The organism is Vibrio sp. Sgm 5 (assembly GCF_026241575.1).
Taxonomy (GTDB): Bacteria; Pseudomonadota; Gammaproteobacteria; order Enterobacterales; family Vibrionaceae; genus Vibrio; species Vibrio jasicida.
The window spans coordinates 1-24,798 of record NZ_JAPHPY010000047.1 but is presented as its reverse complement, the minus strand read 5'-3'; the positions used below and the strand labels follow the sequence as shown (position 1 = coordinate 24,798).

At 43.5% G+C, this 24,798-nt stretch carries 18 protein-coding genes and 1 pseudogene; 11 read left to right on the top strand and 8 right to left on the bottom strand.

Features of this window, described 5'->3' with window-relative positions:
- Positions 1–15: 15 nt before the first annotated feature.
- The 3 genes from OQJ86_RS20905 to tesA form a co-directional block, all read right to left on the bottom strand.
- On the bottom strand, positions 16–1,926 hold the full coding sequence (locus OQJ86_RS20905; RefSeq protein WP_265989968.1) for an EAL domain-containing protein: 1,911 nt from the start codon (positions 1,924–1,926) through the stop codon (positions 16–18).
- Positions 1,927–2,116: 190 nt separating this feature from the next.
- The gene (fabV, locus tag OQJ86_RS20900) at positions 2,117–3,316 is read right to left on the bottom strand and encodes an enoyl-ACP reductase FabV (RefSeq protein WP_265989966.1); all 1,200 of its coding nucleotides are present in this window, start codon (positions 3,314–3,316) and stop codon (positions 2,117–2,119) included.
- An 83-nt stretch (positions 3,317–3,399) separates the two neighbouring features.
- Complete coding sequence (tesA, locus tag OQJ86_RS20895) at positions 3,400–4,002, bottom strand: multifunctional acyl-CoA thioesterase I/protease I/lysophospholipase L1 (protein ID WP_038877902.1); 603 nt, start codon at positions 4,000–4,002, stop codon at positions 3,400–3,402.
- Between tesA and OQJ86_RS20890 the strand changes: the two genes are divergently transcribed.
- The 3 genes from OQJ86_RS20890 to OQJ86_RS20880 all read left to right on the top strand — a co-directional run bounded on the left by OQJ86_RS20890 (position 4,001) and on the right by OQJ86_RS20880 (position 8,937).
- Positions 4,001–4,702, top strand: coding sequence for an ABC transporter ATP-binding protein (locus OQJ86_RS20890; RefSeq protein ID WP_038870743.1), 702 nt, complete (start codon positions 4,001–4,003; stop codon positions 4,700–4,702). The genes tesA and OQJ86_RS20890 overlap by 2 nt on opposite strands.
- Positions 4,693–7,149, top strand: coding sequence for an ABC transporter permease (locus tag OQJ86_RS20885; protein ID WP_265989962.1), 2,457 nt, complete (start codon positions 4,693–4,695; stop codon positions 7,147–7,149). Before OQJ86_RS20890 ends, OQJ86_RS20885 begins: the two co-directional genes overlap by 10 nt.
- Positions 7,150–7,503: 354 nt before the next feature.
- Entirely contained in the window at positions 7,504–8,937 is a 1,434-nt protein-coding gene (locus OQJ86_RS20880; RefSeq protein WP_265989960.1) for an FAD-dependent oxidoreductase, read from the top strand.
- 52 nt (positions 8,938–8,989) lie between these two features.
- Here OQJ86_RS20880 and OQJ86_RS20875 read toward each other — a convergent pair whose 3' ends face one another.
- The 3 genes from OQJ86_RS20875 to OQJ86_RS20865 are packed head-to-tail and all read right to left on the bottom strand — an operon-like array spanning position 8,990 to position 11,360.
- Positions 8,990–9,925, bottom strand: a complete 936-nt coding sequence (locus OQJ86_RS20875; RefSeq protein WP_265989958.1) for a biotin-dependent carboxyltransferase family protein — start codon at positions 9,923–9,925, stop codon at positions 8,990–8,992.
- The gene (locus tag OQJ86_RS20870; RefSeq protein ID WP_038877894.1) at positions 9,922–10,605 is read right to left on the bottom strand and encodes a 5-oxoprolinase subunit B family protein; all 684 of its coding nucleotides are present in this window, start codon (positions 10,603–10,605) and stop codon (positions 9,922–9,924) included. The genes OQJ86_RS20875 and OQJ86_RS20870 overlap by 4 nt, the downstream gene beginning before the upstream one ends.
- The gene (locus OQJ86_RS20865; protein WP_265989956.1) at positions 10,605–11,360 is read right to left on the bottom strand and encodes a 5-oxoprolinase subunit PxpA; all 756 of its coding nucleotides are present in this window, start codon (positions 11,358–11,360) and stop codon (positions 10,605–10,607) included. Before OQJ86_RS20865 ends, OQJ86_RS20870 begins: the two co-directional genes overlap by 1 nt.
- 289 nt (positions 11,361–11,649) lie before the next feature.
- Here OQJ86_RS20865 and OQJ86_RS20860 point away from each other — a divergent pair, with 289 nt between their 5' ends.
- Complete coding sequence (locus OQJ86_RS20860) at positions 11,650–13,608, top strand: diguanylate cyclase domain-containing protein (RefSeq protein WP_039977823.1); 1,959 nt, start codon at positions 11,650–11,652, stop codon at positions 13,606–13,608.
- Positions 13,609–13,662: 54 nt separating this feature from the next.
- Entirely contained in the window at positions 13,663–14,679 is a 1,017-nt protein-coding gene (gene galE / locus OQJ86_RS20855; protein WP_038870736.1) for a UDP-glucose 4-epimerase GalE, read from the top strand.
- Positions 14,680–15,155: 476 nt separating this feature from the next.
- On the opposite strand, the gene OQJ86_RS20850 is transcribed toward galE, so the two are convergent.
- Positions 15,156–17,327 carry a TonB-dependent hemoglobin/transferrin/lactoferrin family receptor gene (locus tag OQJ86_RS20850; RefSeq protein WP_265989952.1) on the bottom strand — a complete coding sequence of 724 codons (2,172 nt, stop codon included), beginning with the start codon at positions 17,325–17,327 and terminating at the stop codon, positions 15,156–15,158.
- 235 nt (positions 17,328–17,562) lie between these two features.
- Between OQJ86_RS20850 and OQJ86_RS20845 the strand changes: the two genes are divergently transcribed.
- A complete protein-coding gene (locus OQJ86_RS20845; RefSeq protein ID WP_265989950.1) occupies positions 17,563–18,450 on the top strand; it encodes a LysR substrate-binding domain-containing protein in 888 nt (295 codons plus the stop codon).
- 156 nt (positions 18,451–18,606) lie between these two features.
- Here the strand turns inward: OQJ86_RS20845 and OQJ86_RS20840 are convergent, their stop codons facing one another.
- Positions 18,607–21,240, bottom strand: coding sequence for a bifunctional acetate--CoA ligase family protein/GNAT family N-acetyltransferase (locus OQJ86_RS20840; RefSeq protein ID WP_265989948.1), 2,634 nt, complete (start codon positions 21,238–21,240; stop codon positions 18,607–18,609).
- A gap of 236 nt (positions 21,241–21,476) precedes the next feature.
- Here OQJ86_RS20840 and OQJ86_RS20835 point away from each other — a divergent pair, with 236 nt between their 5' ends.
- From OQJ86_RS20835 to OQJ86_RS20815, 5 genes and pseudogenes are all read left to right on the top strand, one after another.
- On the top strand, positions 21,477–22,046 hold the full coding sequence (locus tag OQJ86_RS20835; RefSeq protein ID WP_265989946.1) for an SPOR domain-containing protein: 570 nt from the start codon (positions 21,477–21,479) through the stop codon (positions 22,044–22,046).
- 151 nt (positions 22,047–22,197) lie between these two features.
- Positions 22,198–23,187, top strand: a complete 990-nt coding sequence (locus OQJ86_RS20830; protein ID WP_265989944.1) for a D-alanine--D-alanine ligase — start codon at positions 22,198–22,200, stop codon at positions 23,185–23,187.
- Between the two features lie 129 nt (positions 23,188–23,316).
- Positions 23,317–23,700 carry a DUF3319 domain-containing protein gene (locus tag OQJ86_RS20825; RefSeq protein WP_038870724.1) on the top strand — a complete coding sequence of 128 codons (384 nt, stop codon included), beginning with the start codon at positions 23,317–23,319 and terminating at the stop codon, positions 23,698–23,700.
- Between the two features lie 4 nt (positions 23,701–23,704).
- On the top strand, positions 23,705–24,016 hold the full coding sequence (yciH, locus tag OQJ86_RS20820) for a stress response translation initiation inhibitor YciH (protein WP_265989942.1): 312 nt from the start codon (positions 23,705–23,707) through the stop codon (positions 24,014–24,016).
- Between the two features lie 442 nt (positions 24,017–24,458).
- Positions 24,459–24,723: pseudogene (locus OQJ86_RS20815) on the top strand (phage protein); the annotation flags it as partial.
- Between the last annotated feature and the right edge of the window lie 75 nt (positions 24,724–24,798).

The window sequence follows — 24,798 nt, the reverse complement described above, 5'->3', positions numbered from 1 at the left end:
GAGTAAAGCAAATGCTTAGGAAGAATAGGTGTATTGACCACCCAAGAGGTTTTGATTAAACAAACTTTGCTCAAATTCGTTACAAGGCATAGGCTTGCCATAAAGAAAACCTTGCCCAATGTCGCAGCCTTCGCCAATTAAAAATTGTTCTTGCTGGGCGGATTCAATGCCTTCTATGACGACTTGTAACTCCAACTTTTTAGCGATGTGTATGATAGAACAAATAATGGCACGGTCATCATCGGACTTATCCATTTGCTGAACAAAGCTTTTATCGATTTTAATCGCATCAAACGGGTATTTCTTTAGGTAACTGAACGACGCGTATCCTGTTCCAAAATCGTCGAGTGACAGCGTCACGCCTAAGTTGTGGAGTTTATTCAATGTATTACGAGCAACAACCTCATCAGCAATGAGAGCGCTTTCGGTGACTTCAAGTTCTAGAAAGTGAGCGGGCAGATGGAAGGTTTCAAGAAGGTGTTCAATTTGTTCCGCAAAATTGACGTTCTGCAACTGGATGGGTGATACGTTAACGGCAATCTTAAAGTTATCCACTAACTCAGACCATTGCTTAGCTTTGTCGATGGCGGTGCGTAGTACAAACGAACCGACTTCAAATATCAAACCATTTTGTTCTGCCATATGAATGAGAGCCTCATTCGAAACATCGCCTAATACTGGATGACGCCAGCGCAGTAGGGCTTCTGCACCGATCCACTTGTGAGTATGGGGCAGTACTTTGGGTTGAAAATAAAGCATTAAGTCGTCGTTTCTAACTGCTTGGAGTAGGTAGCTTTCTAGTTGGTTATGGTTATTGAGTTCTTGTGTATGGCTTTCGCAGAAGTAACTGTAGGGTTCACCTGACTCTTTACAGAGCAGCATCGCGTAGCAAGCGTTTTGTAGCAGTTGTTTGGAATGGCTGTTTCTGTGCGCTTGAACAACCCCAATGTAAGAGTGTAAATGGACCTCGGTATCTTCGATGTAGAAATTACCAACACTTACATGTGTGATATCTTCTAGCAGTTTCTGGACTTTGTTTTCGACATCTTCTCCCGATACGACAATCACAAGGTCATTGGAGCTTGGTCGACCCGTGACAAAATAACTGGTTTCGTTATGGCCCAAGCGAAAGCGAAATTCTTTGAGTACCTCATCAAAACCTTCAAAGCCAAATTTTGTCTGTATGCTTCGTGCGTTGCTGAATCCTACGTTAATCACTGCAAGCGCTTCGTGTTCATGATTCAATGTTTCTAACGTGCTATCGAGGACTTTCTCTAAGGCGGAACGGTTTAAAAAGCCTGTACCTTGGTCGTGTGTTTTTTGGTAACTCACTTGCTTTTCTGCGGCTTTACGGCGGTCGATTTCTTTGGTTAAGGAATAGCTGAGTTGTGCTAGGTCAGTGGTCCGAGTTTCGACTCGGCTTTTAAGTTCACTGTTTAGTCTCATCAGCTTGTGTTGTTGAAAAACCACCGCAAGCTGCGCTTCGATGGACTCTTTGAAAGTATTTAAAAGCTGCCGATAAGTTGCGTTGTATTGATTTTCTTTGGAGTCGAGCATGCAGATCGTTCCAAATGTTTCCCCATTTGGCCAGTAAAGGGGCAAGCCGCAGTAAGAAATCATACCAAGCTTAATATCAGGATTATTTTTCCATTCGTCATCGAGCAAAGCGTTGGGTACCATGAGCTCCCTTTTGTGTTCAATGACATGTTCGCAATAGAGGCCGTGTCCAAGTCCTTCTTTATCACCGACTTTGTAAGGGTTATTTTGTGTCTCGCTGGTGGTGTTGACTTCGATATGGTTAGGGTGGATGCGCATGATGAGCGTGGTCGGAACATTAGCAATTTGTGCGAGAAGGTTGACGATGTTTTGCCAACTTTTCTGCATGGACTCCGGGATCTTATAATCTAAAGTTTGCAATGTTCCCATAAGGTATCCTTCCCGAACGTTCACTTCCTGTGAATGGAGGTTTGTTTTTATTCTTGTGTTGAGGCTGCTATTTAACCACTCGTTAAGATTAAGTATAGGGGTGGGAGATTTCGAAACAAAAAAAAGTCCTGAAAACCGTTCAGGACTTTGAATTACTTGGCGCTATCTCACCTATGAGACAAGCTGTTGGCTACGGCTTGAGTGCTTTTAATGTTTTTAAAGAGATGTCTTGTGAGTAATCCACGCCTTCAAAGTTAAACCCGTTCAGCTTCATGAACTCATCTTTGAAGCCTCCATAATCGCCAAGCTCTTTAAAATTGTCTGCGTTCATTTGTTCAAGGATGGCAGAGACCTCTTGTTGAACTTGTGGATCTAACTCAAGATCATCAATACGGATCAAGCGTTCACCATCGACGGGTACTTTTTCTTGGTCATACAGCTTAGTTGTGAATAAACGTTGCATTTGCTCAATACATCGTTCGTGTGTGCCTTTCTCTTTCATCACGCGATAAAGCGCTAGTAGATAAGGGCTCAACGCCGGTATGAATACACTCGCTTTGGTGACTAAAGCTTTACACACCGTCGCGTGTGCGCTACCGCCGAAGTTAGCCATTTTCAAATTCAACGAATGGCTGGTTTGGTGTAAGTCTACCTTTGCTCGGCCCAACGTACCGTCAAGGTAGATAGGGTGAGTTACTTCTGGGCCCATGTAAGAGAAAGCAATGGTTTTACAGCCGTCAGCAACCGATTCTGAGTTGATTAAAGCATCAATCCAACTTTCCCAGTCATCACCGCCCATGACTTTGATGGTCGCTGCCGCTTCTTCTTCGGTTGCTGGTTCAAGCGACGATTCAACCCATTGATCGTTCTCTAGCATAATTGAAGCGCCAGTGACTGACTCGCCGATAGGTTTGATGACACTGCGCCAAAACTCTTCTGAATTCGGCATAGGGCGAACACCCGTAGCCAAGCTGTAAATAACTAAGTCAACTTCACCTTCAAAGTAGGTTTCAATCGCTTCAATCACTTGATTACGGACTGTATCCGAAAAGGCATCACCAACGATGTTGATGGCTGTACGGCCATGATGTATTGCTTCTTCTTTAAAAAAGATATTGTTGTACCAACCTGCGCTACCAACCCCTTTGTCTGACGGGCCGCGTTCAAAAGATACGCCAATTGTGTCAGCTTCTGCGCCACCAAAGGTTAGGGCGATACGAGCGGCCAATCCAAAGCCGGAGGAAGCACCAATGATCAAAACCCGCTTTGGGCCTTTTTTGATTTGTGGCGCTTGTTTTACGAAATCAATTTGCTCTTTGATGGAAGCACGGCAACCATATGGATGCGACGAACGAGCTACAACACCTTGAATTAACGGTTCTATTTGCATTTTTATTATGTGACCTTGGTGAATAAGATTCAGATAAGAGTAACGTAAAGTTAGGTAAAACTTATTGAGCTAGACCAGTAAAATTAGAGATGTTTAACCAATTCTTCCGCGACAAAGTCGGCAATAAAAGGCTGAGCCTCTGGTTTAGGGTGTAGGCCGTCGGACATCATCCATTCTGGTTTGATGATTACGTGCTCTAGGAAGAAAGGCATCAACTCAACTTGTTGATGTTCTGCGAGCTTAGGGTAGATATCGTAGAACATGTCACTGTAGCGTTTACCGTAATTAGGCGGTACACGGATTTGCATCATGATCACATTCGCACCAGAATCTTTGATCATGGTAATCATTTTCGATAGGTTCGACGTAATAAGCTTAGGTGGGAAGCCTCGAAGTCCGTCATTAGCGCCTAGCTCGATGAGTACAACGTCAGGAGAGTGTTGCTTCAATAACTGGGGTAAGCGGGCCAAGCCGTTTCCCGTGGTGTCACCAGAGATACTGCCGTTAACAACTTTTACATCTTGGCCATGTTCTAATAACGCGTCTGGGAGTAAGCTAGGCCAACTCTCCTCGATCGGCATTTGATAGCCAGCGCTCAGACTGTCGCCCAATACAAGAAGCTTTTCGCTCGCCATAGCGGTCGCGGAAAGACTAAGAAAGAGAACTAAGGAAAGTATACGAATCATGCAAACACCTGTACTTAAAGCACCTATTGTTCAAGCGAATTTGGTTTCTAAACAAGTTTCTACTAATCAAGAACAATTAACAATCCTTAAAAATGTAAACGTCGACATTAGAAAGGGAGAAAAAATCGCCATCGTGGGTACGTCGGGAGCGGGTAAATCGACGCTGATGACACTGCTTGCTGGCCTAGATACTCCAACATCGGGTGAAATTACATTATTAGGGCATGAGCTTTCCAAATTGGACGATGAAGCTCGCGCTAAAATCCGAGCAGATTCGTTGGGATTCGTATTTCAAAGCTTTCTTCTTATCCCAAGTCTCAGTGCGTTACGTAATGTCACTCTTCCTTGTCTCTTACGTGGTGAGGCTGAGAATGATGCAAGAGCGACTGAATTGTTAACCGCGGTTGGTTTGGAAAAGCGACTTGACCACTTACCGAGCCAACTATCAGGGGGTGAGCAACAACGCGTCGCACTTGCAAGAGCGTTTATGACCCAGCCGGAGTTGTTATTTGCTGACGAACCAACTGGTAACCTAGACCATCAAACCGCAGAGAAAGTCATCGAGCTGTTATTCGACCTCAACGAGCAACATGGAACGACCTTGATTCTTGTCACCCACGACAGTCATTTAGCAAGCCGTTGTGACCGTGTTTATCGAATGGAAGCAGGTGAAATGATAGAGGAGGTGGCATGTCCGTAATTTCTTCAAGCGAACAAGGTTCCGACCAAGGGCACGTTAACCCTAAACAATCACCAAATAAGAGTCTTATCCGCTGGAGTTTAGGTGAAATACGCCAAGGTAACTTATGGCCCATCAGTGTGGCATTGGTATTGGTGATCGCTAGCATTTTCGCATTATCGGCACTGGCGGAGCGAATGGAGCAGGTGATCATTAAACAAGGTAAGGATGCGTTAACTGCTGACGCTGTTTTTGTCTCTGCCAATCCGATCCCAGAACCGCTTCTAGCGAGCACACAAGCGCTAGAACGTTCAACTATGACGCGGTTTGCGACCATGGCTTTTAGTGAGAATGGGATGCAGTTGATTACCGTAAGGGCGGTTGATGAAAACTACCCACTTATGGGTGACCTAGTACTGGATAGTAATGAGTCAGGTCATGTAACGCAGAACCAACTGTGGCTTGATGAACGTATTATGGCCCAGCTAGAAGTGAGTAAAGGTGACGTTGTCACGATAGGCGATGCTGATTTTACGGTTTCAGGCGCTGTATTAATGGAACCGGGGCTGAGTTTTAATCCTTTCCAACAAATGCCTTCCGCCTACATAAGTTCGTCAGACGTGGTCAAAACGGGCGCAATACAAGTTGGTAGTCGAGTACAATACCGATTGTTTCTGAAAGGTGACGACGCGACTCTTACTAAATTGCAAGACAGCACCCAGCTTTCACCCAGTGACCGTTGGCGAACACAAGACACCGCAAGTCGCAGTAATGAAGTATTCGACCGCACGACTCAATACTTATCTCTTACCGTTGCTATTGTCATCATAATGGCGGCAACTACATTAGTATTAACGTGTCAAAGTTACGTGAACAGCCGCACGCAGACTATTGCGATGTTAAAGAGCTTAGGGGCAAGTCGTCGCTGGATTGAAAAATGGCTTTTAATACAAGCTACGATTCTGTTGGTGAGTGCAAGTGTCGTCGGCATCTTGCTTGGCAGTGGGTTAGAGTACCTATTGCGAATCCCACTGAGAGACTTGCTGCCAAATCCATTACCTAGTTACGGCGTCACACCAATACTTGTGTCTGTCGCTTCTGCCATATTGATCACGGTGCCTGCACTTGGGATTCCACTACTTGGCCTTATCAAAACTCCCGCCTTAGAAGTGCTCCAGCAAGGGACTGCAAAACGTTCATGGAAGCGTATGTTGTTAGTTTTGGTCCCAGTGGTTCCTCTATTGGTTATTTATGCCAATAACACGTTGGTGTGGATAGTCTTAGCTGGTATTGCGGCATTATTTATTGTGTTAGCGGCGGTGAGCGTTGGACTAACCAAATTATTTGCACGGATATCAACACGCCCTGCAATGAAACTGGCTTTAAGTCGTATCAACAGAACGCCGCTTACGAGTGGACTTCAGTTTGGTGCGTTATCGTTATCTCTAATGTTGCTTTCTATTATCTGGTTGGTGCGCAGCGATATTCTGGCTGACTGGGCGAGGACTCTTCCAGCTGATGCCCCGAATGTATTTGCTTTAAATATTGCAGACTATGAGTTAGATAGCTATCTGGAAACGTTAGATAAAAACCAAGTGACACGGTCACAAGCGTTCCCAATTATTCGTGGTAGATTGACCGAAATTAATGGCGAGAACGTTAAGGAAATCGAGTATCAAGGCGAAGGGTCTGATGCGATTCGTCGTGAACTCAACCTGACATGGGGCGATGTGTTACCTGAATACAACGAAGTGCTTTCTGGTGAGTGGACGAATAAGGACAGCGTCTCAGTCGAAGCTAAAGTTGCAGAGGACTTAGGGATAGAGCTGGGTGATACACTTCGCTTTGTGATTAACAGCCAGAATTTCGATGCAACGGTTGATAGTATCCGACATGTAGAATGGCGAGATATGAAGCCCAATTTCTACTTCATTTTTTCTTCGGATGTCATGGCTAGCTTACCTGGCTCCTATTTGATCAGTTATCGTATTAGCGAAGATGATGATGCGTTACTAACTTCAATGTCTCGCGCTCATCCAACGGTTTCGGTTCTTGATATTCGTACGATGGGAGACAAGATACAAGAACTCGTACAACAAATCGTCTCTGCTATTACTATTCTCGCTCTATTGGGTGTTGTTGCTGGTTTATTACTGATCTTTACGCTGTTAAGGCTGAGCCTCTCTCAACGACAGCAAGAAATTCGCTTGTATCGTACCTTGGGAACAAGTAAAAAACGGATCAATACCACGTTGTGGGCGGAGTATGGGATCATGGCCGTTGTTGCGAGTGGTGTAGCCGTCATAGCTGCAGAGCTTTGTGTCGCCGCTGTGATGAAATATGGCTTTGATCTGAACCCACAGATCCACCCAGAATTGTGGATAGCTTTGCCTCTGGGTACGTTTGCTGTTCTAGCCTTAGTGGTGATGAGTTTATTGAAAAGATTGTTAACCCCTGTAAACACTTAATGCAACGTGAGTTAGTCACAGCGGAAGCGCTCTATGACAGTTTTATTTTAGTTATCCACAAAAACAGTGGATAACTTTTTGGATAACTGAAGTGGTCGAAAAGTAGGGTGTTTCCGCAGGCTTTACACCATGGGTGTTGGAGCAAAATTATTATGCACATGCCCCTAAAAATTCGCTTTCTCAACAACCTCGTCAAGCATTTTTTTTCGAAATTTTTTGCTCTTAAAAGTAACTTTTGACGTATACCGTTAACAAATGCAAACCCATGAACTTTTTGTGATTTTAATCATGCTCAAAGGCGAGTAGAATCAACATTAAGTAAAGATTTCTCCTTATAAAAATTTCAGTGAAGCAATGAAGTCTGAGTTTCCAAATCGTAAAGATAAACATATCGCAGTAATCGGTGGTGGCGTTGCAGGGGCAACCGCTGCTATCCATTTTGCAGAGCTAGGTTTTCAGGTATCGGTGATCGAGAAGGGTGTTTCGCTCGTTAATGGCCCACCCATCTGTCATTTACATGCTGGTGGTAACCTATATCGGGAAATTTCTGAGCAACATTGCCTAGATCTTTTAACGCAGTCTGTTGATACAATTCGTTTGTATCCTCACTCATTGAATATTCGACCAACCGTCATTGCAGTGCCTCACTCCGATGGTGGAGAACCTACTACGCTCATCCCTCGTTTAGAGACCATCAAAAGCGCCTATCAGTCTCTTGTTAAGCAAGACGCCCGAAATCAAGTTTTGGGAGATCCAGAAGCGTATTACAAGCTGTATTCAAAAGAAGCGTTATTAGCTTTAGCTGACGGTATTCAACCAGAGAACCCTCAAACGATCGATGAGTGGTGTATTCCATTTGCACAACATGCCGATCTAGACACGTTGAAGTACCCAGTCGTCGCAGTACAAGAGTATGGTTGGAGTGTTTTCCGATTAGCTGCTGTTGCCAACATGACGCTGGCACAGCTTCCGAATGTTCAGGTATATACTCAAGCTGAGCTGAAAGATGCGTCATGGAATGGTGATACATGGTCGTTATGCTTCCAACAAGACGGAATAGATAAGCAATTGTATTGCGACTATCTCATCAATGCTTGCGGCTTCGAAACCGGTGAAGTTGATGACTCCATCGGCGTAAAACGAGATCGGCTTGTTGAATTTAAAGCGGCTTATGTGACTCGTTGGGAAGCGTGTAATCAGCAGTGGCCAGAAGTTATCTTCCATGGCCCTCGGGGAACAGACAAGGGTATGGCGCAACTGACGCCTTACGGTAACGGCTACTTTCAATTGCATGGTATGACGAAAGGCATCACATTGTTTGATGATGGTTTGGTCGAGAGTAGTGCTGAGTCTGCGCAACCGGTGTTACCAACACGCTTACTTTCTAAGATACGCAACGGTTGGCGGCAAGAGGTTCTTGAAGAGCGCACTGACAATGCGATTCAGCATATGGCGCAATTTATTCCAGATTACAATACCGCGATAAAAGGTGGTAAAGCTTTATTTGGTGCTCAGCAGATACCGGGCACTGATCCTGTGCTTCGTGCTGCTGATGTTACGTTTGAAGATAACCATTATGCACGTGTTGAGGTGGTTAAAGCTTCATCGACCTTACTAGCAGCGCAAAAAATGGCGCAATACTGGTTTGATATCGAGCCAAGTAGCCATGTTGAGAGTCAACATCCTGATGCGGTCAAGTGGACCGCAGAAGAAGTCGAACAGTTTGCTATCAAGCTCACTCAACAACGTGGTTACCCACAAGCATTAGCTGAGCGCTACGGCATGTAAATTTGACTTTACTGCAAATATCCTCATGGATAATGTTTAACGAAGTTAGGGCTCAGTACCCGAAAAACTGAGCCCACTGACACCAAACATCCTGCAAGCCTTTTCTATCTCCCTTAACAAAACTCACCGCTTGACCTGGCTTTGCTTGTGCTAAGCGCGGTAAATCAATTCTCGCAACGCAGCCAAATTTTGGATACCCCCCAATTGTTTGGTGATCATTCAGCAACACGATGGGATTACCATCATTTGGGATTTGAATTGAGCCTAGTGCAATGCCCTCAGATAAAATACCGTCATATGGCGGCATGATCGTTTTGCCTTCCAATCTATAGCCCATACGGTTTGAATTCGTTGAAATCGAAAAACGACTGGAATAGAAATCGTTGAGAGATTGTTGGGAGAAATCTTCGTGTTGATAGCTTTCGATCACTCTTAGCTTAATCGGTAGGTTGTAATCAGGTTTGAATCGGAACGTCATCTGCTTAGGTTTAGTATTCGGCAGTGAATGAGGGTGACATTCAACGATATCACCAACTTGAAGCGCTTCACCGTTTCCTTGCAAGCCTCCGAGCGCCTCACGAACGACCGTTGAACTGCTACCAAGATGCGTACTGACGCTAAAACCACCTTTGACTGCTAGATAAGCGCGCAGTCCATTTTTTGCCATACCAAATCGAAGTGTTTGACCTTTTTTTAAGGTGAAATCAGACCAATTGGCGATAGGTGAACCTTCAACAGAAGCATTTAAATCCCCACCACAAATTGCTAGGTGACAATCCGACAATGCTTTAAAGCTCGCATTACCGAGAGTAACTTCGATGACTGAGCAATTGACAGGGTTATTGAGTAGATGATTAGACCAACTGTATGCGTAATCATCCACTGGCCCACCTTGAGTAATTCCGATATGAGCTAAGCCAAAGCGTCCAAAATCTTGAATCAGAGAGAGCGCCCCTGGTTTTTCTACATATAATCCTATTCGACTCATAGAATACCTCCTAAGTTGAGGAATTCTTGTTTTGATATTGCACCAAATGTGACCTTGTCTCCTACTTCGAAAGGGATAAAGGGAGGGGTATCCACAAAGAGGGAAATAGGGGTTCTGCCGATGACGTTCCAACCTCCAGGGCTATCAGAAGGATACACCGCTGTTTTAGAGTCAGCGATTGCGACACTTCCAGCTGGAACGTGCGTTCTTGGGGTTTGATGCCTTGGTATTTGAATGCGTTCTGCTACGTCAGAAAGGAATGCAAAGCCAGGGGCAAACCCAATTGCAGAGACAGTATAAACCACTTGCGTGTGCTGTTCGATAAGCTCTGTCAGCGTTAACCCTTTGAGTTCAAACCGTTTAAGATCAAGAGCGGTTTCTTCAGAATAGTAGACTGGGATAGAAATGTAATTTGGCTGTTTGTTGTCCATGGACTGAACGTCGAAACGAGAGATGAGATGTTGAAGCTCATTTAAAATCGACGCTTCTTGAATTCGAAAGGGCAAATAATCTATCAAGATGGTGCGGTAAGATGGGACCACGTTCATGACGATCATATTTAACTTGTCAACAATCTGATGTGCGAGTTCGCCAATGTGCTCAACGGTAATAGGTTCTTCGAAGCGAATAAGAATACTGCACTCTGATATCGGTGAGATAGAAAACTGCCCTTGATTCATTAATTTCCTCCGGTGTAGAGACTCTGACGTATTTTTTGTATCAACGTGATCGATTCTTCATTGTCTCCATGTACGCAAATGGTATCGGCCTCTAAGAGAATGTATTGGCCTGAAGCCGTTTTTACTCTGCCTGATTCTGCCAGCATTTTAACTTGCTCAAGAATGGTGTGTTCTGTGTTTAATACCGCGTTAGGGTGGGTTCTAGGAGTGAGTAAACCGTCGTCTTGATAACGTCGATCTGCAAACGCTTCAAAGAGCAAAGGAACATCGAAATCATCAGCAATCTCAAGGTATTTTTCATTCTCTTGTGAAGCAAGGATCATTAAAGGGACTTTGAACAATGCGGCCGCTTTGACTAAGGCCAAGAAAACACCGTCATTTGCCATCATATCGTTGTATAACGCACCATGAGGTTTGATGTAACCAATGTCCGTGTATTGCGCTTTGCACAGTGCCTGCAGCGCGCCAACTTGATAAATCACCATGTTGGTAATGTCATCGTTGTTCATAGCCAAACTACGACGGCCAAAGCCCTGAATGTCGGGATAGCCAGGGTGAGCTCCAATTTCTACGTCGTGCTGGTTGGCTAGGGTAATCGTATCATGCATGACATTTGGGTCGGAGGCGTGGAATCCGCACGCGATGTTCGCCATATCAATATGTGGCATAACCGTTTCATCGGCGCCCATTTTCCACGATCCAAAGCTTTCGCCCATGTCGCAGTTAAGTGTCAGTTGCTGTTTATTCAATGTCATACGTTTCTATAAATCCGAACTATGCATGTAAAATGCAGGAAAATACGTTTAAGTTCAGTGACTAACTTCATTTTTCAGGTAGAAGACTAGCAGATGATAATCGATAAAGATCGTTTAGTAATTTGAAATGATCCGAAGTTTCAAGAAAATCATGTTTTATCAGTCTAATATCTGAGAATTACAGGTTCATTTCATCGATTGTCGTGTTAGTCTTGACTCTTCTTTTTGTGTGATAGCTTGCATAGCAACCATTGTGTCTTTTGGGTTGTCTTTTGCGACAGGAATATATATGTCAATACGAGCAAAGCTAATATGGCCGATACTCGCTTTCATCACGGTCATCTTTGTTACATCTCAGAGTTACACGTCATACATCACGTATCAGTCCGCCAAACATGAGCTCGTTGAGCAGACGAAAGTTCTTATTAATGATGTCTCTCATTCCATTAAAGATGCGCTCGCCACAAAGAACAAGCAAAAAGCACAAACCATTTTGGCTGATTTTTTGATGGAGCCAAACGTATCACTCGTCAAGTTGTATGACAAAAACAATCAGCCGTTTGCCGTTTTTGCGCTTGATGGCTTTTCTGCACCGAGCCCATCAGTTAAAGAGCGCAGCCGCTTGCATTCGTTAGGGTATGCGTTATCGGCTCATTTCCTTTATGTATTAGAGCCAATTATTCATGAAGGGCAAGTTATCGGTAGTATTCGTGTAACGTTATCTCAATTGCCGATGATGCAAGTAAGAGATGCGCTGTTACAAGATGGCTTATTGTTCTTGGTTATTCTCTTCGCTGGTGGTGTGACTTTTTACTTTGGTGTCGAACGACGAGTTCTTCGTCCACTGATTGAAGTGAACAGAGCATTACAGGATTTTGCTAACGGTCACCATTTGAGCGGACGTATTAATCATCGAGCAAAAGATGAAGTGGGGGATCTCGTTGCTTCATTTAACCTCATGGTCGATAAGCTACAAAAACGTGAGAAACAGCGTAAACACACATTAGATATACTTGAGCGCCGTAAGTCGTTTTCAGAAGAAGTGATTGACTCGATTCAATACGCGCTCATTGTGACGGATAACTTAGGAAGGGTCATCCATTGCAACAAGATGACTCACCATATATTTAAAGAAACGTTCCATAATTTGGAAACGGCGAACATCTGCGACTTGATTAAAACCAAAACACCCAACGAACTTAGTCAGATTCTGAGCCGCGGGTTAGAGTGTGATGATATACATCTACAAAGTGATTTGAACGAGCAACAATTGAGTCTTACGAGTCGACGCCTATCTAAACACGGATATTTGTTGTTTGCGATTCAAGATATAACCGCCATCGAAGAGGCGATGAATCGCCAAAAAGTTGCAGGACGTGTGTTTGAGAGCAGTCAGGATGGTTTGGTGGTTCTTAATCACTTAGGCATTATTACGATGGTAAACCCCGCCGTTACGAAACTGACCGGCCTTGAGATGGAACAGTTGATTGGAAAGCCGTTTATCAAATCGATTCGTTGGCGCAAGTTACAAGCGATGATGCCAAGCATTTTAGAGTCGATCGAAAATTACGGCATGTGGCAGGGGGAAGTCATTGAGAAAAACCACAACGGGCAACTCATTCCTCTGTTTGCAAAAGTAAATCGCATTGTGAAAAGTGAAGATAATAATGCGTATGATATGGTGATCATCTTGACTGATCTTTCGAGCGCAAAGGAAATGGAAAGGCTTGAATACCTTGCTCATCATGACGCACTTACCGGCCTTGCTAATCGTTCCAAATTTCATTTGGAGCTGGAAGAATTGGTACAAAGATCAGGCTACTTACGAGATGAATTTGCGGTACTTTATCTCGACTTGGACGGTTTTAAAGCCATCAACGATACTTACGGGCATGATGCTGGGGATGAAGTGCTTAAGCAAGTTGCTGAGCGTATGACGTCCACCACGCGACACAGCGATCTCATTGCGCGATTGTCTGGTGATGAATTTGTGATGTTAGTGAATCCTGCAAATCAAAAAGCAGTGACACGCATCGCTGAACACTTACTCGAGAGTATTTGTGCGCCGATTGAATACAGAGGCTCCTTACTGAAAGTCGGTGTCAGTATCGGTGTTAAGTTGGTCGGTGTGAATGAACGCGATGCCACAAGAATATTGAAAAGCGCCGATACGGCCATGTACCAAGCAAAGAAAGCGGGTAAAGGCCAAGCGATTTTAATGGGTTGCGAATCCCCAGAGACTGTTTAAAAACGGGCTAGAAACCTTTAAACTAGCCCGATTCGCGTCAGAAGGAATGATAAAATGAAAGTACTTGTTACGGGTGGTATGGGCTACATTGGCAGCCACACTTGTATTCAAATGATCGAAGCTGGTATGACACCAGTTATTCTCGATAACCTTTACAACAGCAAACCGACAGTACTAGAACGTATAAAGAAAGTTTGCGGTGTGACACCTGTATTTATTGAAGCGGATATTCGCGACAAAGCCTCATTAGTCGATGCGATGAAGACGCATAACATTGAAGCAGTCATTCACTTTGCCGGTCTCAAAGCGGTGGGTGAATCTGTAGAGAAACCACTAGAATACTACGACAACAATGTTAACGGTACGCTCGTATTGGTCGATGCTATGCGTGACGCTGGTGTGAAATCTATCGTGTTTAGTTCATCTGCAACGGTATATGGCGATCCTGCAACAGTGCCAATTACAGAAGATTTCCCAACTAGTGCAACTAACCCTTATGGTCGCAGTAAGCTGATGGTCGAGGAATGTCTAACTGACTTCCAAAAAGCGAACCCTGACTGGAGTATCACGTTGCTGCGTTACTTCAACCCAGTAGGTTCGCACCCAACAGGTGAGCTTGGTGAAGACCCACAAGGCATTCCAAATAACTTGATGCCTTTCGTCTCTCAAGTTGCTGTAGGTCGTCGTGAATTTTTGTCGGTATTTGGTAGCGATTACCCAACAAAAGATGGTACGGGCGTTCGTGACTACATCCATGTTATGGACTTGTCTGACGGTCACGTTGCGGCATTAGACAAAGTAGGTAACAAAGCAGGCCTTCATATCTACAACCTAGGTACAGGTAATGGTTATAGCGTACTGGAAATGGTGAAAGCGTTTGAAGCTGCTTCTGGTAAACCGGTTCCATTTAAGCTGGTAGATCGTCGTCCTGGTGATATTGCTGAGTGTTGGGCTGACCCTTCAAAAGCAGCGAATGAGCTGGGTTGGAAGGCAGGGCGAACACTTGAAGAAATGACAGGTGATACGTGGCGTTGGCAGTCAAATAACCCACAAGGTTACCCAGACGCCTAAAAGTGACCATTTTACAAAATAGTAACAAAAAGGTGCGTTATCGCACCTTTTTTGATCTAAATCGGAAAAAATCGTAAATTTGTGGTTAAAAGGTAGCACGTAATTATAGAAGTGCTAAACTATGCCCGACTCTTAATTTAGGTCGTAAATTTTCTTTAAACTATTCGGGGTAGTTCATGGAACTTGGTTTAATCATCGCATTCATCGTTGCTGCAGCAGTTATGGTGAAGAAAGAGATGGCAAAACAATAATCTTTCATTTTTCATTCTTTTCTTAACATTTTAGAAATGAAAGTACTGGTAAAAAGTCAGCATAATGCTGGCTTTTTTGTTTTTGTAGTGCGGAAGAAATGTTTTACTTAGAAAAGTCTGTAAAGCATCAAAAATGCGTTAAACCTACAGCTTTTAAGAGTTTACATAGAATAAAAAAGCGCCTGACACTGTCAGGCGCTTTTCATTATATCGCTAAAAAGTAAATTAGAATTGGTAGTCTACAGATACACCCCAGTTACGGCCAGGTTGGCTGTAAAAATCGGTGTTGTCGGTGTTATCAAGCCCGCGAACGTCTTGGTATGTCCAATATTTCTTGTCGAACGCATTGAACAAACCAGCCGATACTGTCAGGTCTTTCACTGGCATGTAGTAAGCGGTAATGTCCATTACACCGTAACCTGATGAATCAATTTGGTCTTCATCAGACCAGTCGTCTTTCTTCGCCGCAAGTTTTAGTGAGGCTAGTGCACCAAAGTTGTGCTCAACATTGTCGTAGCCTAAGCCAATGACTGATGAAAGCGGTGCTACAGAATCAAGAGGTTTACCTGTCGACTTGTCTTCGCTGTCTAGGTAAGTCACAGACAGTTTAGTGTACATACCTTTAGGTGCTGAGAAGCTTTCATCTAGCAGTAGAGTTGAACTAAATTCCACACCAGAAATATCCACCTCGTCACGGTTTACGATAGTGATACGATCTTTGTTTGGATCGATGCTTGGCAGGTCTTCAGCGTCAATAAAGTCTTTGTATTGCGTGATAAAGCCGGTCAATTCAAACTGAGCAAAGTCGTTTTGACCTCGGAAACCGATCTCGTATGAAAGGCTCTTTTCCGCTTCTAGATCTGGGTTTGGAACGAATTCAGCACCCGTGTCGTATTCGTAGTAAAGCTGCTCGACCGTTGGCGCTTTAAAGCCTTGGCTGATTTGAGCAAATGTACTTAGCTTATCGTTAATGTGATATACCGCACCAAGTTTACCCGTCCAAGCATCGTTGCTGTTTTTCTTACGTTCAGTTGTGAAGCCTTCATCTGAAGAAGGGTCAGCTTCAAATGAGTCATAACGAATACCAGCGTTAAGAACAAGCGTATCTTCTAGTAAGAATGCGTTGTTTTGAAGGAAAACGCCCCATTCAGTTACTGTTGCGTCTGGGATAGTGGTTGAACCAGGTTTTGTTGTGCCATTGTCATGGAAGATATCAACGTTAGTCAGCTGAAAATCAGTGTGTACAGAGTTCAAACCGTAGGTTAGCTCATGAATAGCATTGTCCGTGGTAATCACTTTATCGAACTGTGCATCAAACTGGAGCGATTTATCTTCAGCTTGGCGCAGGCGAGTTCGGTCACCTTCGTAACCAATGTAGCCTAAATGATCAGTCACGTTAGAGAAGTTAGAGTTTTCGCTTTCTGTAACCTGATAGTTCAAGTCTAGCTTCATTCCGTCGAAGGCTGGGTTAGCTTTCGTTAACTCGTAGTTAATGCCGTAGCGCGTACGTGTCGTCTCATCACTGCTTTTTGCATCAGCATAAGTGACACCAGGCATAGGGCCAAAGTTTAGTGTGTAGTTACCACTGCGATTGTTTTCATCGTACTGGTAATTGTAACGCTCAAAGACGACACCAATTTTGTTCGTATCATTTAGTGTGTAGTAGGCTTTAGCAAGAATGTTGTTTAGGTCTTTGTCTGCAGGGTTTTCTAATCCGCGATCACTACCATCAATATCAGAACCGTCACCGTAAGTTTGTCGCTCGCTACCGGTAGCGTATGTACCCATTAATAGCGTTTCAAGGTTACCTTGGCGCATTGCCCAAGTTAATGTGTTCTTGAATTGCTCATCAACAGAGTAGTAGCTTGATTTAATACCAAAACGGTTTTCATCACCGTCTGTTTTCAAAACGTCTGATGGATCTTTCGTCTTTAGAACAACCACGCCACCCATTGCATCTGAACCGTAAAGGGTTGAAGATGGGCCTTTGTTGATCTCGATACTTGTGAGTGTATCAAGCTCAATCGCGTTTGGATAAATAGCTTGTACAGCGCCACCACCTGGGTTGAATGGAGTGGCTTGCTGAACACCATCAACAACGATTTTAACTCGATCGCCTTCCATGCCTCGAATGTTAAAGCCAGAGATGCCAAAGCGACCTGAAGTGGTAGCTTCAACGCCCGGAGTGTATTGAACTGCATCATACAGATCTTTAGAAAGAGAGCGCTCGATATCTTGAGAAGATACCGATTCAACAGAAGCTGAAACATCATTGATGTTTTGCTTTGTACGGGTAGCGGATACAACCACTTCATTAAATGTTGAAGTATCATCTGCGTAAGCACCTTGAGAAAGGGCAACTAGAATAGAGGCTGACAAAATTGATTTTTTATACATTGGCTTCAATACCTTAAATCCATAATAGGCAATAACAACGTGCGGTATCTTAGTTTATCTAAATAGTAATTACTATCATTACCATTGCTATTTAATATTGTTTTTGTCAAAAGTAATTTGTGCTACGCCAAAGGTAGTCTTTAATTATCAATCTGTTATATTGTTTAAAGTCATTTTTTAACATGGTATTTCAAATGCCACTACTGTGATTAAAATCACATAAAAGGAAGTTCATGTGCAAAGCCCGATCACTTTAGAAGCACTTCATATCCTCGATGCGATTGATAGAAGGGGGAGTTTTGCTGCCGCTGCGAACGAGCTGGAACGAGCTCCTTCTTCTCTCAGTTACCAGATCCAAAAGCTTGAACAAGACCTTGATATCATCATCTTCGATCGTTCAGGGCACAAAGCACATTTTACAGAAGCCGGGAAACTGATCCTTGAAAGTGGTAGAGCAATTCTTCAAGCAAGTGAAAAGTTAGTAAATGATGCGACCTTGCTGGCTAACGGGTGGGAGTTGGACATTACTGTCGCTTTTGATGGCATCATTCCCATTTCCAATTTTTTCCCGATGGTGGATGCTTTGGCCAATGTGAGTAGTACGAGAGTGCGCTTGCAAGAAGAGATACTTGCGGGTAGTTGGGAATCATTAAATACAGGCAGAGCTGATCTATTAGTGTGCCCAGCACTTGATACACTTCCTCATGATGTGAAAGCGGAAAAGATCGGCAAAATGAGCATGGTTTGGGTTGCCGCGGCTGATCATTACCTACATAAGCGCAATGGCGATTTCGATGATGCGGCGAGAGAAAAGTACCGAGTGATAGCAATCGCCGATACGGCAAGAGAGCAACCAGCGCTGTCTATCAATGTTATGCAAAAGCAGCCCAGGCTGACAGTGACCAACTTTCCTGCAAAAGTAGAAGCACTGGCTTCTGGACTGGGTATAGGGACGCTTCCCAGTCAAGTCGCACAGAGTATGATTGAGAGTGGGCTACTAAAACGTATCGAAGGTACTGAAGAGCAACCCATCGAGATAATCCTTGCTTGGCGCAGAAACGCCATGGGAGAAGCGAAGTCATGGTGCGTTCAGTATTTGAAGAAAAACTGGAAATTAAAGTGACCTTGTCACGCTTATGACTAATAACGCAGACGCATAGAAATCAATAGGGACGCGCACAACGTCCCTTGTTTTTTCTGTCGGGTTCGAGGGTTGCTGTGCACATACTCTATCCGCTGTGACAACTTTGAGCTCTTAAACCACATTGGCATAGCAAGGCTAATTTAACGGCAAAACCATATCTGCAGTGCCATCAGCAAACTGAACATCAAGTTCGAAGCCTAAACTTTGTGCTAGAGAAAGCATGCCTCGGTTAGTCGGCATTGTCATTCCTGACATCTGTTTGGTCCCTTTGACTTGACAATAACTAATGATTTTCTGCATCAGAACTTTACCGAGCCCTTTACCTTTCAAGTTAGAACGAACCAATATTGCAAACTCAGCATCGCTATTGTCAGGTGTAATCACCGCTCTTGCTACACCGATGATAGAAGGTCCATTCTCATCAAAAGCAACAGCAACAAACGCCATTTCACGGTCGTAATCAATCTGAGTTAAATTCGCAAGCGCTTCATGATTAAACTCGCCAACGTCCGAGAAGAAGCGATTGTACAAGTCTTCCTTTGACACACTATTAATAAACTGTGCATGGATGGGTTCATCTTCTGGCAAGATTGGGCGAAGTAAGATTGGTTGCCCATCTCTTAACGTGACGGTTTCCACAAACTCAGCAGGGAAAGGGCGGATAGCCAAACGTTCTTGAGCATCCCCTTGGTACTTCCTGAGCGTTAAGTCGGCATCAATGATGGTAAAATCACTACCTGATGCAAGTACTGGGTGAATATCCAGTCTTTCTATTTCAGGTAGCTCAATCGCCATTTGTGAGATTCGAACTAGGAATTTAGACAACTCGGTAATGTCGATGGCATCTTTGTGTTTTTGTAATCGTATTTTGCCAGATTTGAGTGCTATCACGATTAAGTAGCGTGCCAAATTCATATTTAGAGGAGGCAAAGCGGCAACAGCATCTTGGGTGATGTTCCAATCTGAACCGCCTTGACCAAGCAGAATTACGGGCCCAAATACGCTGTCTACTACAATACTTACCCGCAGTTCTTCCGCACTACCAAGCTTAGCCATGCCTTGTACGAGAAGACCCTGAAGGTTTGCAGATGGATAACTCAGTTTCGCTGTATCAAGGATTGCTTGTGCTGCACTTGATACTTCTTGGCTGTTCCTTAGGTTCAACGCAACGCCATGAACATCAGATTTATGAGGAATGTCGGGAGAACGCAGTTTTACTGCTACTGGATACCCAATATTTTCTGCCATATGAAGCGCTTCTGTTACATCAGAGGCAATCCAAGTCGGTAGCATCTTAAAGCCAAACTGTTCGAATAATGGACTTGTCTGGTGCGTATCGAGAACTACTGATGTTTTATCCAGTAGTTGGTCATTAACCCAATCACGGGCAAGGTTGACGCTGCCTGAGTGCAGTGGTTCTGCCGTCGTTGGTGTTTCCATCAGCTGTTTTTGGTTGCGTCTGTACTCGACTAAGTGCATGTATGCGACGACCGCACTCTCAGGTGTACGGTAGGTGGGAATACCGGCCTGAGTAAACGCCAAACGTGCTTCTCTAGAGGTTTGTTCGCCAGACCAATTTGTCAGGATATTGAAATGCTTGTGCCTTGGGTGTGCTTGAATCGCTTCAATAACGGCATTCGCGGTATCCAATGAATCTGATACCGCTGAAGGGCTGTGCATGATCAAGATTGCATCAGTACAATCATTATTCATGATGGCATTGATCGTATCGACATAACGCTTTTTCGTCGCGTCTCCAGCCAAGTCGATAGGGTTGATTCCTCGCCAATTGCTGGGCAAAGCGGCTTGTAATTGGTTGATTGACTCTTCATCAAGAGAGGCGAGTTTTCCCCCTAGTTCTAGTAACGTGTCAACGGCCATCACTGCGGGCCCGCCACCATTCGTCACAATGGCGAGGCGCTCTCCGCGAAGTGGCACCGAATGAGTGAGCGTCTCTACAGCTGCAAACAATTCGTGTGTATTGCCAACGCGCAACATACCAGTTCTACGTATCGCAGAATCATAAATGATATCTAACGCATCGATGCTTTCTTCATCTAAAGAGCGAGCTTGTTTAGAGCGGCCAGCTTTTAAGACCAAAATTCTTCGGTTACGTGAGGCAGCTCGAGCAGCGGACATGAAACGTCGAGCATCTTTAATTGAATCAACGTAGAGCAAGATTGCCTCGGTTTTTCCATCCATACTTAAATAGTCGAGAAGTTCCGCAAAATCGATGTCTTGACCTTGTCCAATAGAAATGAAGGAAGAAAAACCGATGTTCTTGTCGTTGGCCCAATCAAGAACGGTCGTACATACTGCTGCCGACTGTGAAATAAAAGCTATCTTTCCTGGTCGTGCAGCAACAGGAGAAAAAGAGCAATTGAAGTTATGCCAAGGCAGAATAATGCCAAGACTATTTGGACCTAAAACACGAATATTCAGCTCTGAAATATCGATGCTTTCAGCGTCGTCAGAAATAACAATAGCGAATGCAGTACCACGAGCATCAAGATCTTTTAAAAGCTGTTTATTACGAGAAACGTTTGTACAGAGGATCGCGATATCAGGTGTATAGGGTAGGGAAGCTACGTTCGGATAAGCAATGACACCAGATACCGACTTGTATTTTGGTGTGACTGGCATTATTGCACCGCCAAAACCACTTTGGAGTAAATTACGCATCACAATTTGCCCAGCTCGCAGCTCTTTTTGTGATGCGCCGACCACTGCAACAGAATTCGGTTTGAAGAGTTTTTGTAGTTTGTTCATTGTTACTCCTTGGCCATAGACGTCGAAAGCGAGTGGTTAGTCCTTATACAATCATAAACGAATAACTTTCTGTTTAAATATGAATAAGCCAGACATTGGTGCAAATCTAAACCATGCTTGTAGAGTTTGTGTCACTCATCACATCAAATTCAAAGATTATTGTGTTTGGTGCTTGATAAAATAGCCTGCTATCGGCATGATTTATCGTAATATTTGTTCAGAGCGTTTGTTACTTCATGAAAAAAATCGCAATCATCGGCTTGTCAGTACTACTTTCTGCTTGTGCCTCGGAAACTTACATCACTGACGTGACATCAGAAAGTTACCAAGAAGACTACCAATCTCAGGCTGTCTCTAAGCCAATTATGTCTTCTGAAAACGCAGTGGTAGAAAAAGACGTAGAGCCTACCGTTGTCAAAATGACTGCGAAGCCAGAAGAGAAGAAGGTGGTTAAATTAACCCCTAAAAATCAAGCGAAGCCAGTTAAGATCATTCCACCAAATAAAAAGCAAGCGAGCATTCAACGTTTTGGTTACACCATCCAAGTTGTTGCCGTCGGCAGCCAAGCGAAAGTAGACCAATTCGCGAGCAAGCTTCCACAAAACAGCCAACCTATTTGGGAAAACTACAAAGTGGTCAATGGCACTAAGTGGTTCTCAGTGCTTTACGGCGATTACGCAACTAGCGCTGAAGCACAACAAGCAATATCGACGCTTCCTGGGCATTTTCAGCAGTTGAAGCCATTTGTTAAGAGTATCGATGCCATTAAAAACTCGGCATACCCAACACTTAATAAACTCAACTAATAACACAAAAAGAAGGGAGCAAATTGCTCCCTTCTTTCTTTGGTTAAATCCTATTCGAACAGCATTCTTCACAGTAAAATTACTGTACGTTGCTAACCAAAAGTTTATCATACTGAATAGTATCTTTTTAAAATCACGGAAAGATTGATTCATGATTAAAAATATTCTTCTTCTATGCGGTGGTTGTTCATCGGAACACGAGATCTCATTATTGTCTGCAAACTTCGTCGAGCAGCAATTAAATTTGATTGAAAACGTTAAAGTAACGCGCGTAGAAATCAAAAATGAAGGTTGGGTAACAAACCAAAATAAGTTGGTTTACCTAGACTTGAACACAAAACAACTTTGTTCAGATACCTCGAGTTTAGCCGTCGATTTTATCGTTCCTTGTATTCATGGTTTCCCTGGTGAAACTGGCGATATTCAGTCCATGTTTGAAATCGCAGGCATTCCATACCTTGGTTGCGGTCCTGAGGCGAGCAGCAACAGCTTCAATAAGATCACATCTAAGCTTTGGTACGATGCAATTGGTATCCCAAACACTCCATACTTATTTCTGACTCGTAATGATGAATACGCCCACGAGCAAGCGCAACAAGCATTTGATAAATGGGGAAAAGTGTTTGTCAAAGCTGCTCGTCAAGGTTCTTCTGTTGGGTGTTACAGCGTCACTGAAAAGTCAGAATTACGACAAGCAGTCAATGATGCCTTCGGTTTTTCTGAGCAGGTGTTGATTGAAAAGTCAGTGAAACCACGTGAGCTTGAAGTCGCAGCTTATGAGATGGATGGCCAACTGTACATTACCAAACCAGGTGAGGTAATCGCGCCTGATGGTGCCTTCTATTCTTACGATGAGAAGTACAGCAGTGCGAGTCATTCGCTGACAGAAGTTGAAGCAAAGAACTTAACAGAAGAGCAGGTGGATGCGATTCTTGAAGCTTCACAGACAGTCTTTAAGCAAATGAATCTTCGTCATTTATCGCGTATCGATTTCTTCTTAACGGAAGACAACGAAATCTATTTGAATGAGGTAAATACTTTCCCAGGTATGACGCCGATCTCGATGTTCCCTAAAATGCTGCAAAATAATGGTCATCAGTTCCACGACTTTTTAGCTGATTGTATTAATACTGCAAGCTAACTAACGTTACCGTCATTCGTTTTGTGGTAGAAATAAGAATAACCGAACTTTTGTAAGCCATTAGTGTTTGAATATTGTTCGGTTATAATTATGCTTTGTATCAAAGCATTAGATAGATGGCTCAGTGGTATGGCAATTTCAAATTATAGAGGTTTTAACCTGCAATCAGGCGGATCCGATGGTAGCGTTTGGAAGGTTAAAATCAAAAACCACGTTTTACAAGGCAGTTTAACGGCGGTAAAAAAGAGCATTGATTGGTGGTGTGATACCGCGTCTATTATCGATCCCAAAGAGTTTTCTTCTTTAGGTCAACGAACGCAAAGCACCGGCAACCCTCAATCTGAAGTATTTAATGGCTACACGATAAAGAACGATACAGGAGAGCCAAATGCTTGGTACTGTATGTTCAATGGCAAGTTGATAAAAGGTGCGAAAGCCGCAATTCAACGTCATATCGAAGCGTATTTAGTTGCAAAGCAAAAAGCGATGCAAGCACAACAGCAAAAGAAATAAGAGTATGTCTCTCGTATATTCAACAGAAACCGGTCGAATCAAACCTGAAGAAGAAAAAGTCGAACGTCCTAAAGGCGACGGTGTTGTTCGTATTCAACGACAAACTAAAGGTCGTAAAGGAAAAGGCGTTTGTATCATCACAGGTTTGGATTTAAATGACGCTCCGCTAAAGTTGTTAGCCGCAGAACTGAAAAAAGTGTGTGGCTGTGGTGGTTCAGTAAAAGATGGAACCATTGAAATTCAAGGTGATGCTCGTGATAAAATCAAAGCTCATCTTGAAAAGAAAGGCATGACAGTTAAGTTGGCCGGCGGTTAATTTAAACTAAGCAAAAGATTTTAAAGAGCGTCTCAAACAGACGCTCTTTTTGTATCTGTGGTTTCAGTTCTTGTAATGCGTATAGAAACATAGAACAAGCAACGATTATAAGCTAAAAGAAAAACGAGCTAATAGCAGAGCGAGCAATCGTAGATTGATAGATCCATATTAGCTATTTTATGGTAAATCACCATTATGTTTAATGAACCTAACAAACGATGTCTGAATTTGAAATCTGAGAGGGATAGAGACCAATGTAGAGAAGATTTGGCGTACGCTCACATTGCATTTAACATAACACATATAATGCGCACTTAGCGTGTTAGAGCAATTTAGTAATGTCCGGTTTTAGCCACTTTAAAATGTCCTCCTAAGATTAACAACATTGTTTGCTTTTGAGGCTTTAACCGATGTTGATTAACAAATCTATTAAGCAAGCTGTTACGCAACTAAGTCAACTGTTGTCCGTTGGCTTGATGGCACCATGCCTGTACCCGATGGCAGAAAAACTTCTACTCATCAAATCACTTGGTTACTTGCCCAATGATATTCGTTGGTCTGGTTTTCGTGTTTTTGAGCAACGAGCTATCATCATCACACCGTCTGGTCGTGAGTTCAGCCCTAAAGAATTGGAAAGTTTTGTGTTCTGGCGTGACGAACATCGTCAGCTAGTCGAAAAATTTGGGCATATAGACCAACCAAAAGTGGCTTTGTTGCTTAAATCGATGGAACTAAATCTAGAAGCTACGATCTGATCGGCTACACCCATCAATCGTCGTAGC

Excerpts from the sequence above, each read along its gene's own strand:
- OQJ86_RS20905 (WP_265989968.1), bottom strand. The coding sequence starts at position 1,926 with ATGGGAACATTGCAAACTTTAGATTATAAGATCCCGGAGTCCATGCAG.
- OQJ86_RS20865 (WP_265989956.1), bottom strand. The coding sequence starts at position 11,360 with ATGACATTGAATAAACAGCAACTGACACTTAACTGCGACATGGGCGAA.
- yciH (WP_265989942.1), top strand. The coding sequence starts at position 23,705 with ATGTCTCTCGTATATTCAACAGAAACCGGTCGAATCAAACCTGAAGAA.
- OQJ86_RS20840 (WP_265989948.1), bottom strand. The coding sequence starts at position 21,240 with ATGAACAAACTACAAAAACTCTTCAAACCGAATTCTGTTGCAGTGGTC.
- OQJ86_RS20885 (WP_265989962.1), top strand. The coding sequence starts at position 4,693 with ATGTCCGTAATTTCTTCAAGCGAACAAGGTTCCGACCAAGGGCACGTT.
- OQJ86_RS20825 (WP_038870724.1), top strand. The coding sequence starts at position 23,317 with ATGGCAATTTCAAATTATAGAGGTTTTAACCTGCAATCAGGCGGATCC.
- OQJ86_RS20850 (WP_265989952.1), bottom strand. The coding sequence starts at position 17,327 with ATGTATAAAAAATCAATTTTGTCAGCCTCTATTCTAGTTGCCCTTTCT.
- fabV (WP_265989966.1), bottom strand. The coding sequence starts at position 3,316 with ATGCAAATAGAACCGTTAATTCAAGGTGTTGTAGCTCGTTCGTCGCAT.
- OQJ86_RS20830 (WP_265989944.1), top strand. The coding sequence starts at position 22,198 with ATGATTAAAAATATTCTTCTTCTATGCGGTGGTTGTTCATCGGAACAC.
- OQJ86_RS20875 (WP_265989958.1), bottom strand. The coding sequence starts at position 9,925 with ATGAGTCGAATAGGATTATATGTAGAAAAACCAGGGGCGCTCTCTCTG.
- OQJ86_RS20860 (WP_039977823.1), top strand. The coding sequence starts at position 11,650 with ATGTCAATACGAGCAAAGCTAATATGGCCGATACTCGCTTTCATCACG.
- OQJ86_RS20880 (WP_265989960.1), top strand. The coding sequence starts at position 7,504 with ATGAAGTCTGAGTTTCCAAATCGTAAAGATAAACATATCGCAGTAATC.
- OQJ86_RS20870 (WP_038877894.1), bottom strand. The coding sequence starts at position 10,605 with ATGAATCAAGGGCAGTTTTCTATCTCACCGATATCAGAGTGCAGTATT.
- OQJ86_RS20890 (WP_038870743.1), top strand. The coding sequence starts at position 4,001 with ATGCAAACACCTGTACTTAAAGCACCTATTGTTCAAGCGAATTTGGTT.
- OQJ86_RS20835 (WP_265989946.1), top strand. The coding sequence starts at position 21,477 with ATGAAAAAAATCGCAATCATCGGCTTGTCAGTACTACTTTCTGCTTGT.
- galE (WP_038870736.1), top strand. The coding sequence starts at position 13,663 with ATGAAAGTACTTGTTACGGGTGGTATGGGCTACATTGGCAGCCACACT.
- tesA (WP_038877902.1), bottom strand. The coding sequence starts at position 4,002 with ATGATTCGTATACTTTCCTTAGTTCTCTTTCTTAGTCTTTCCGCGACC.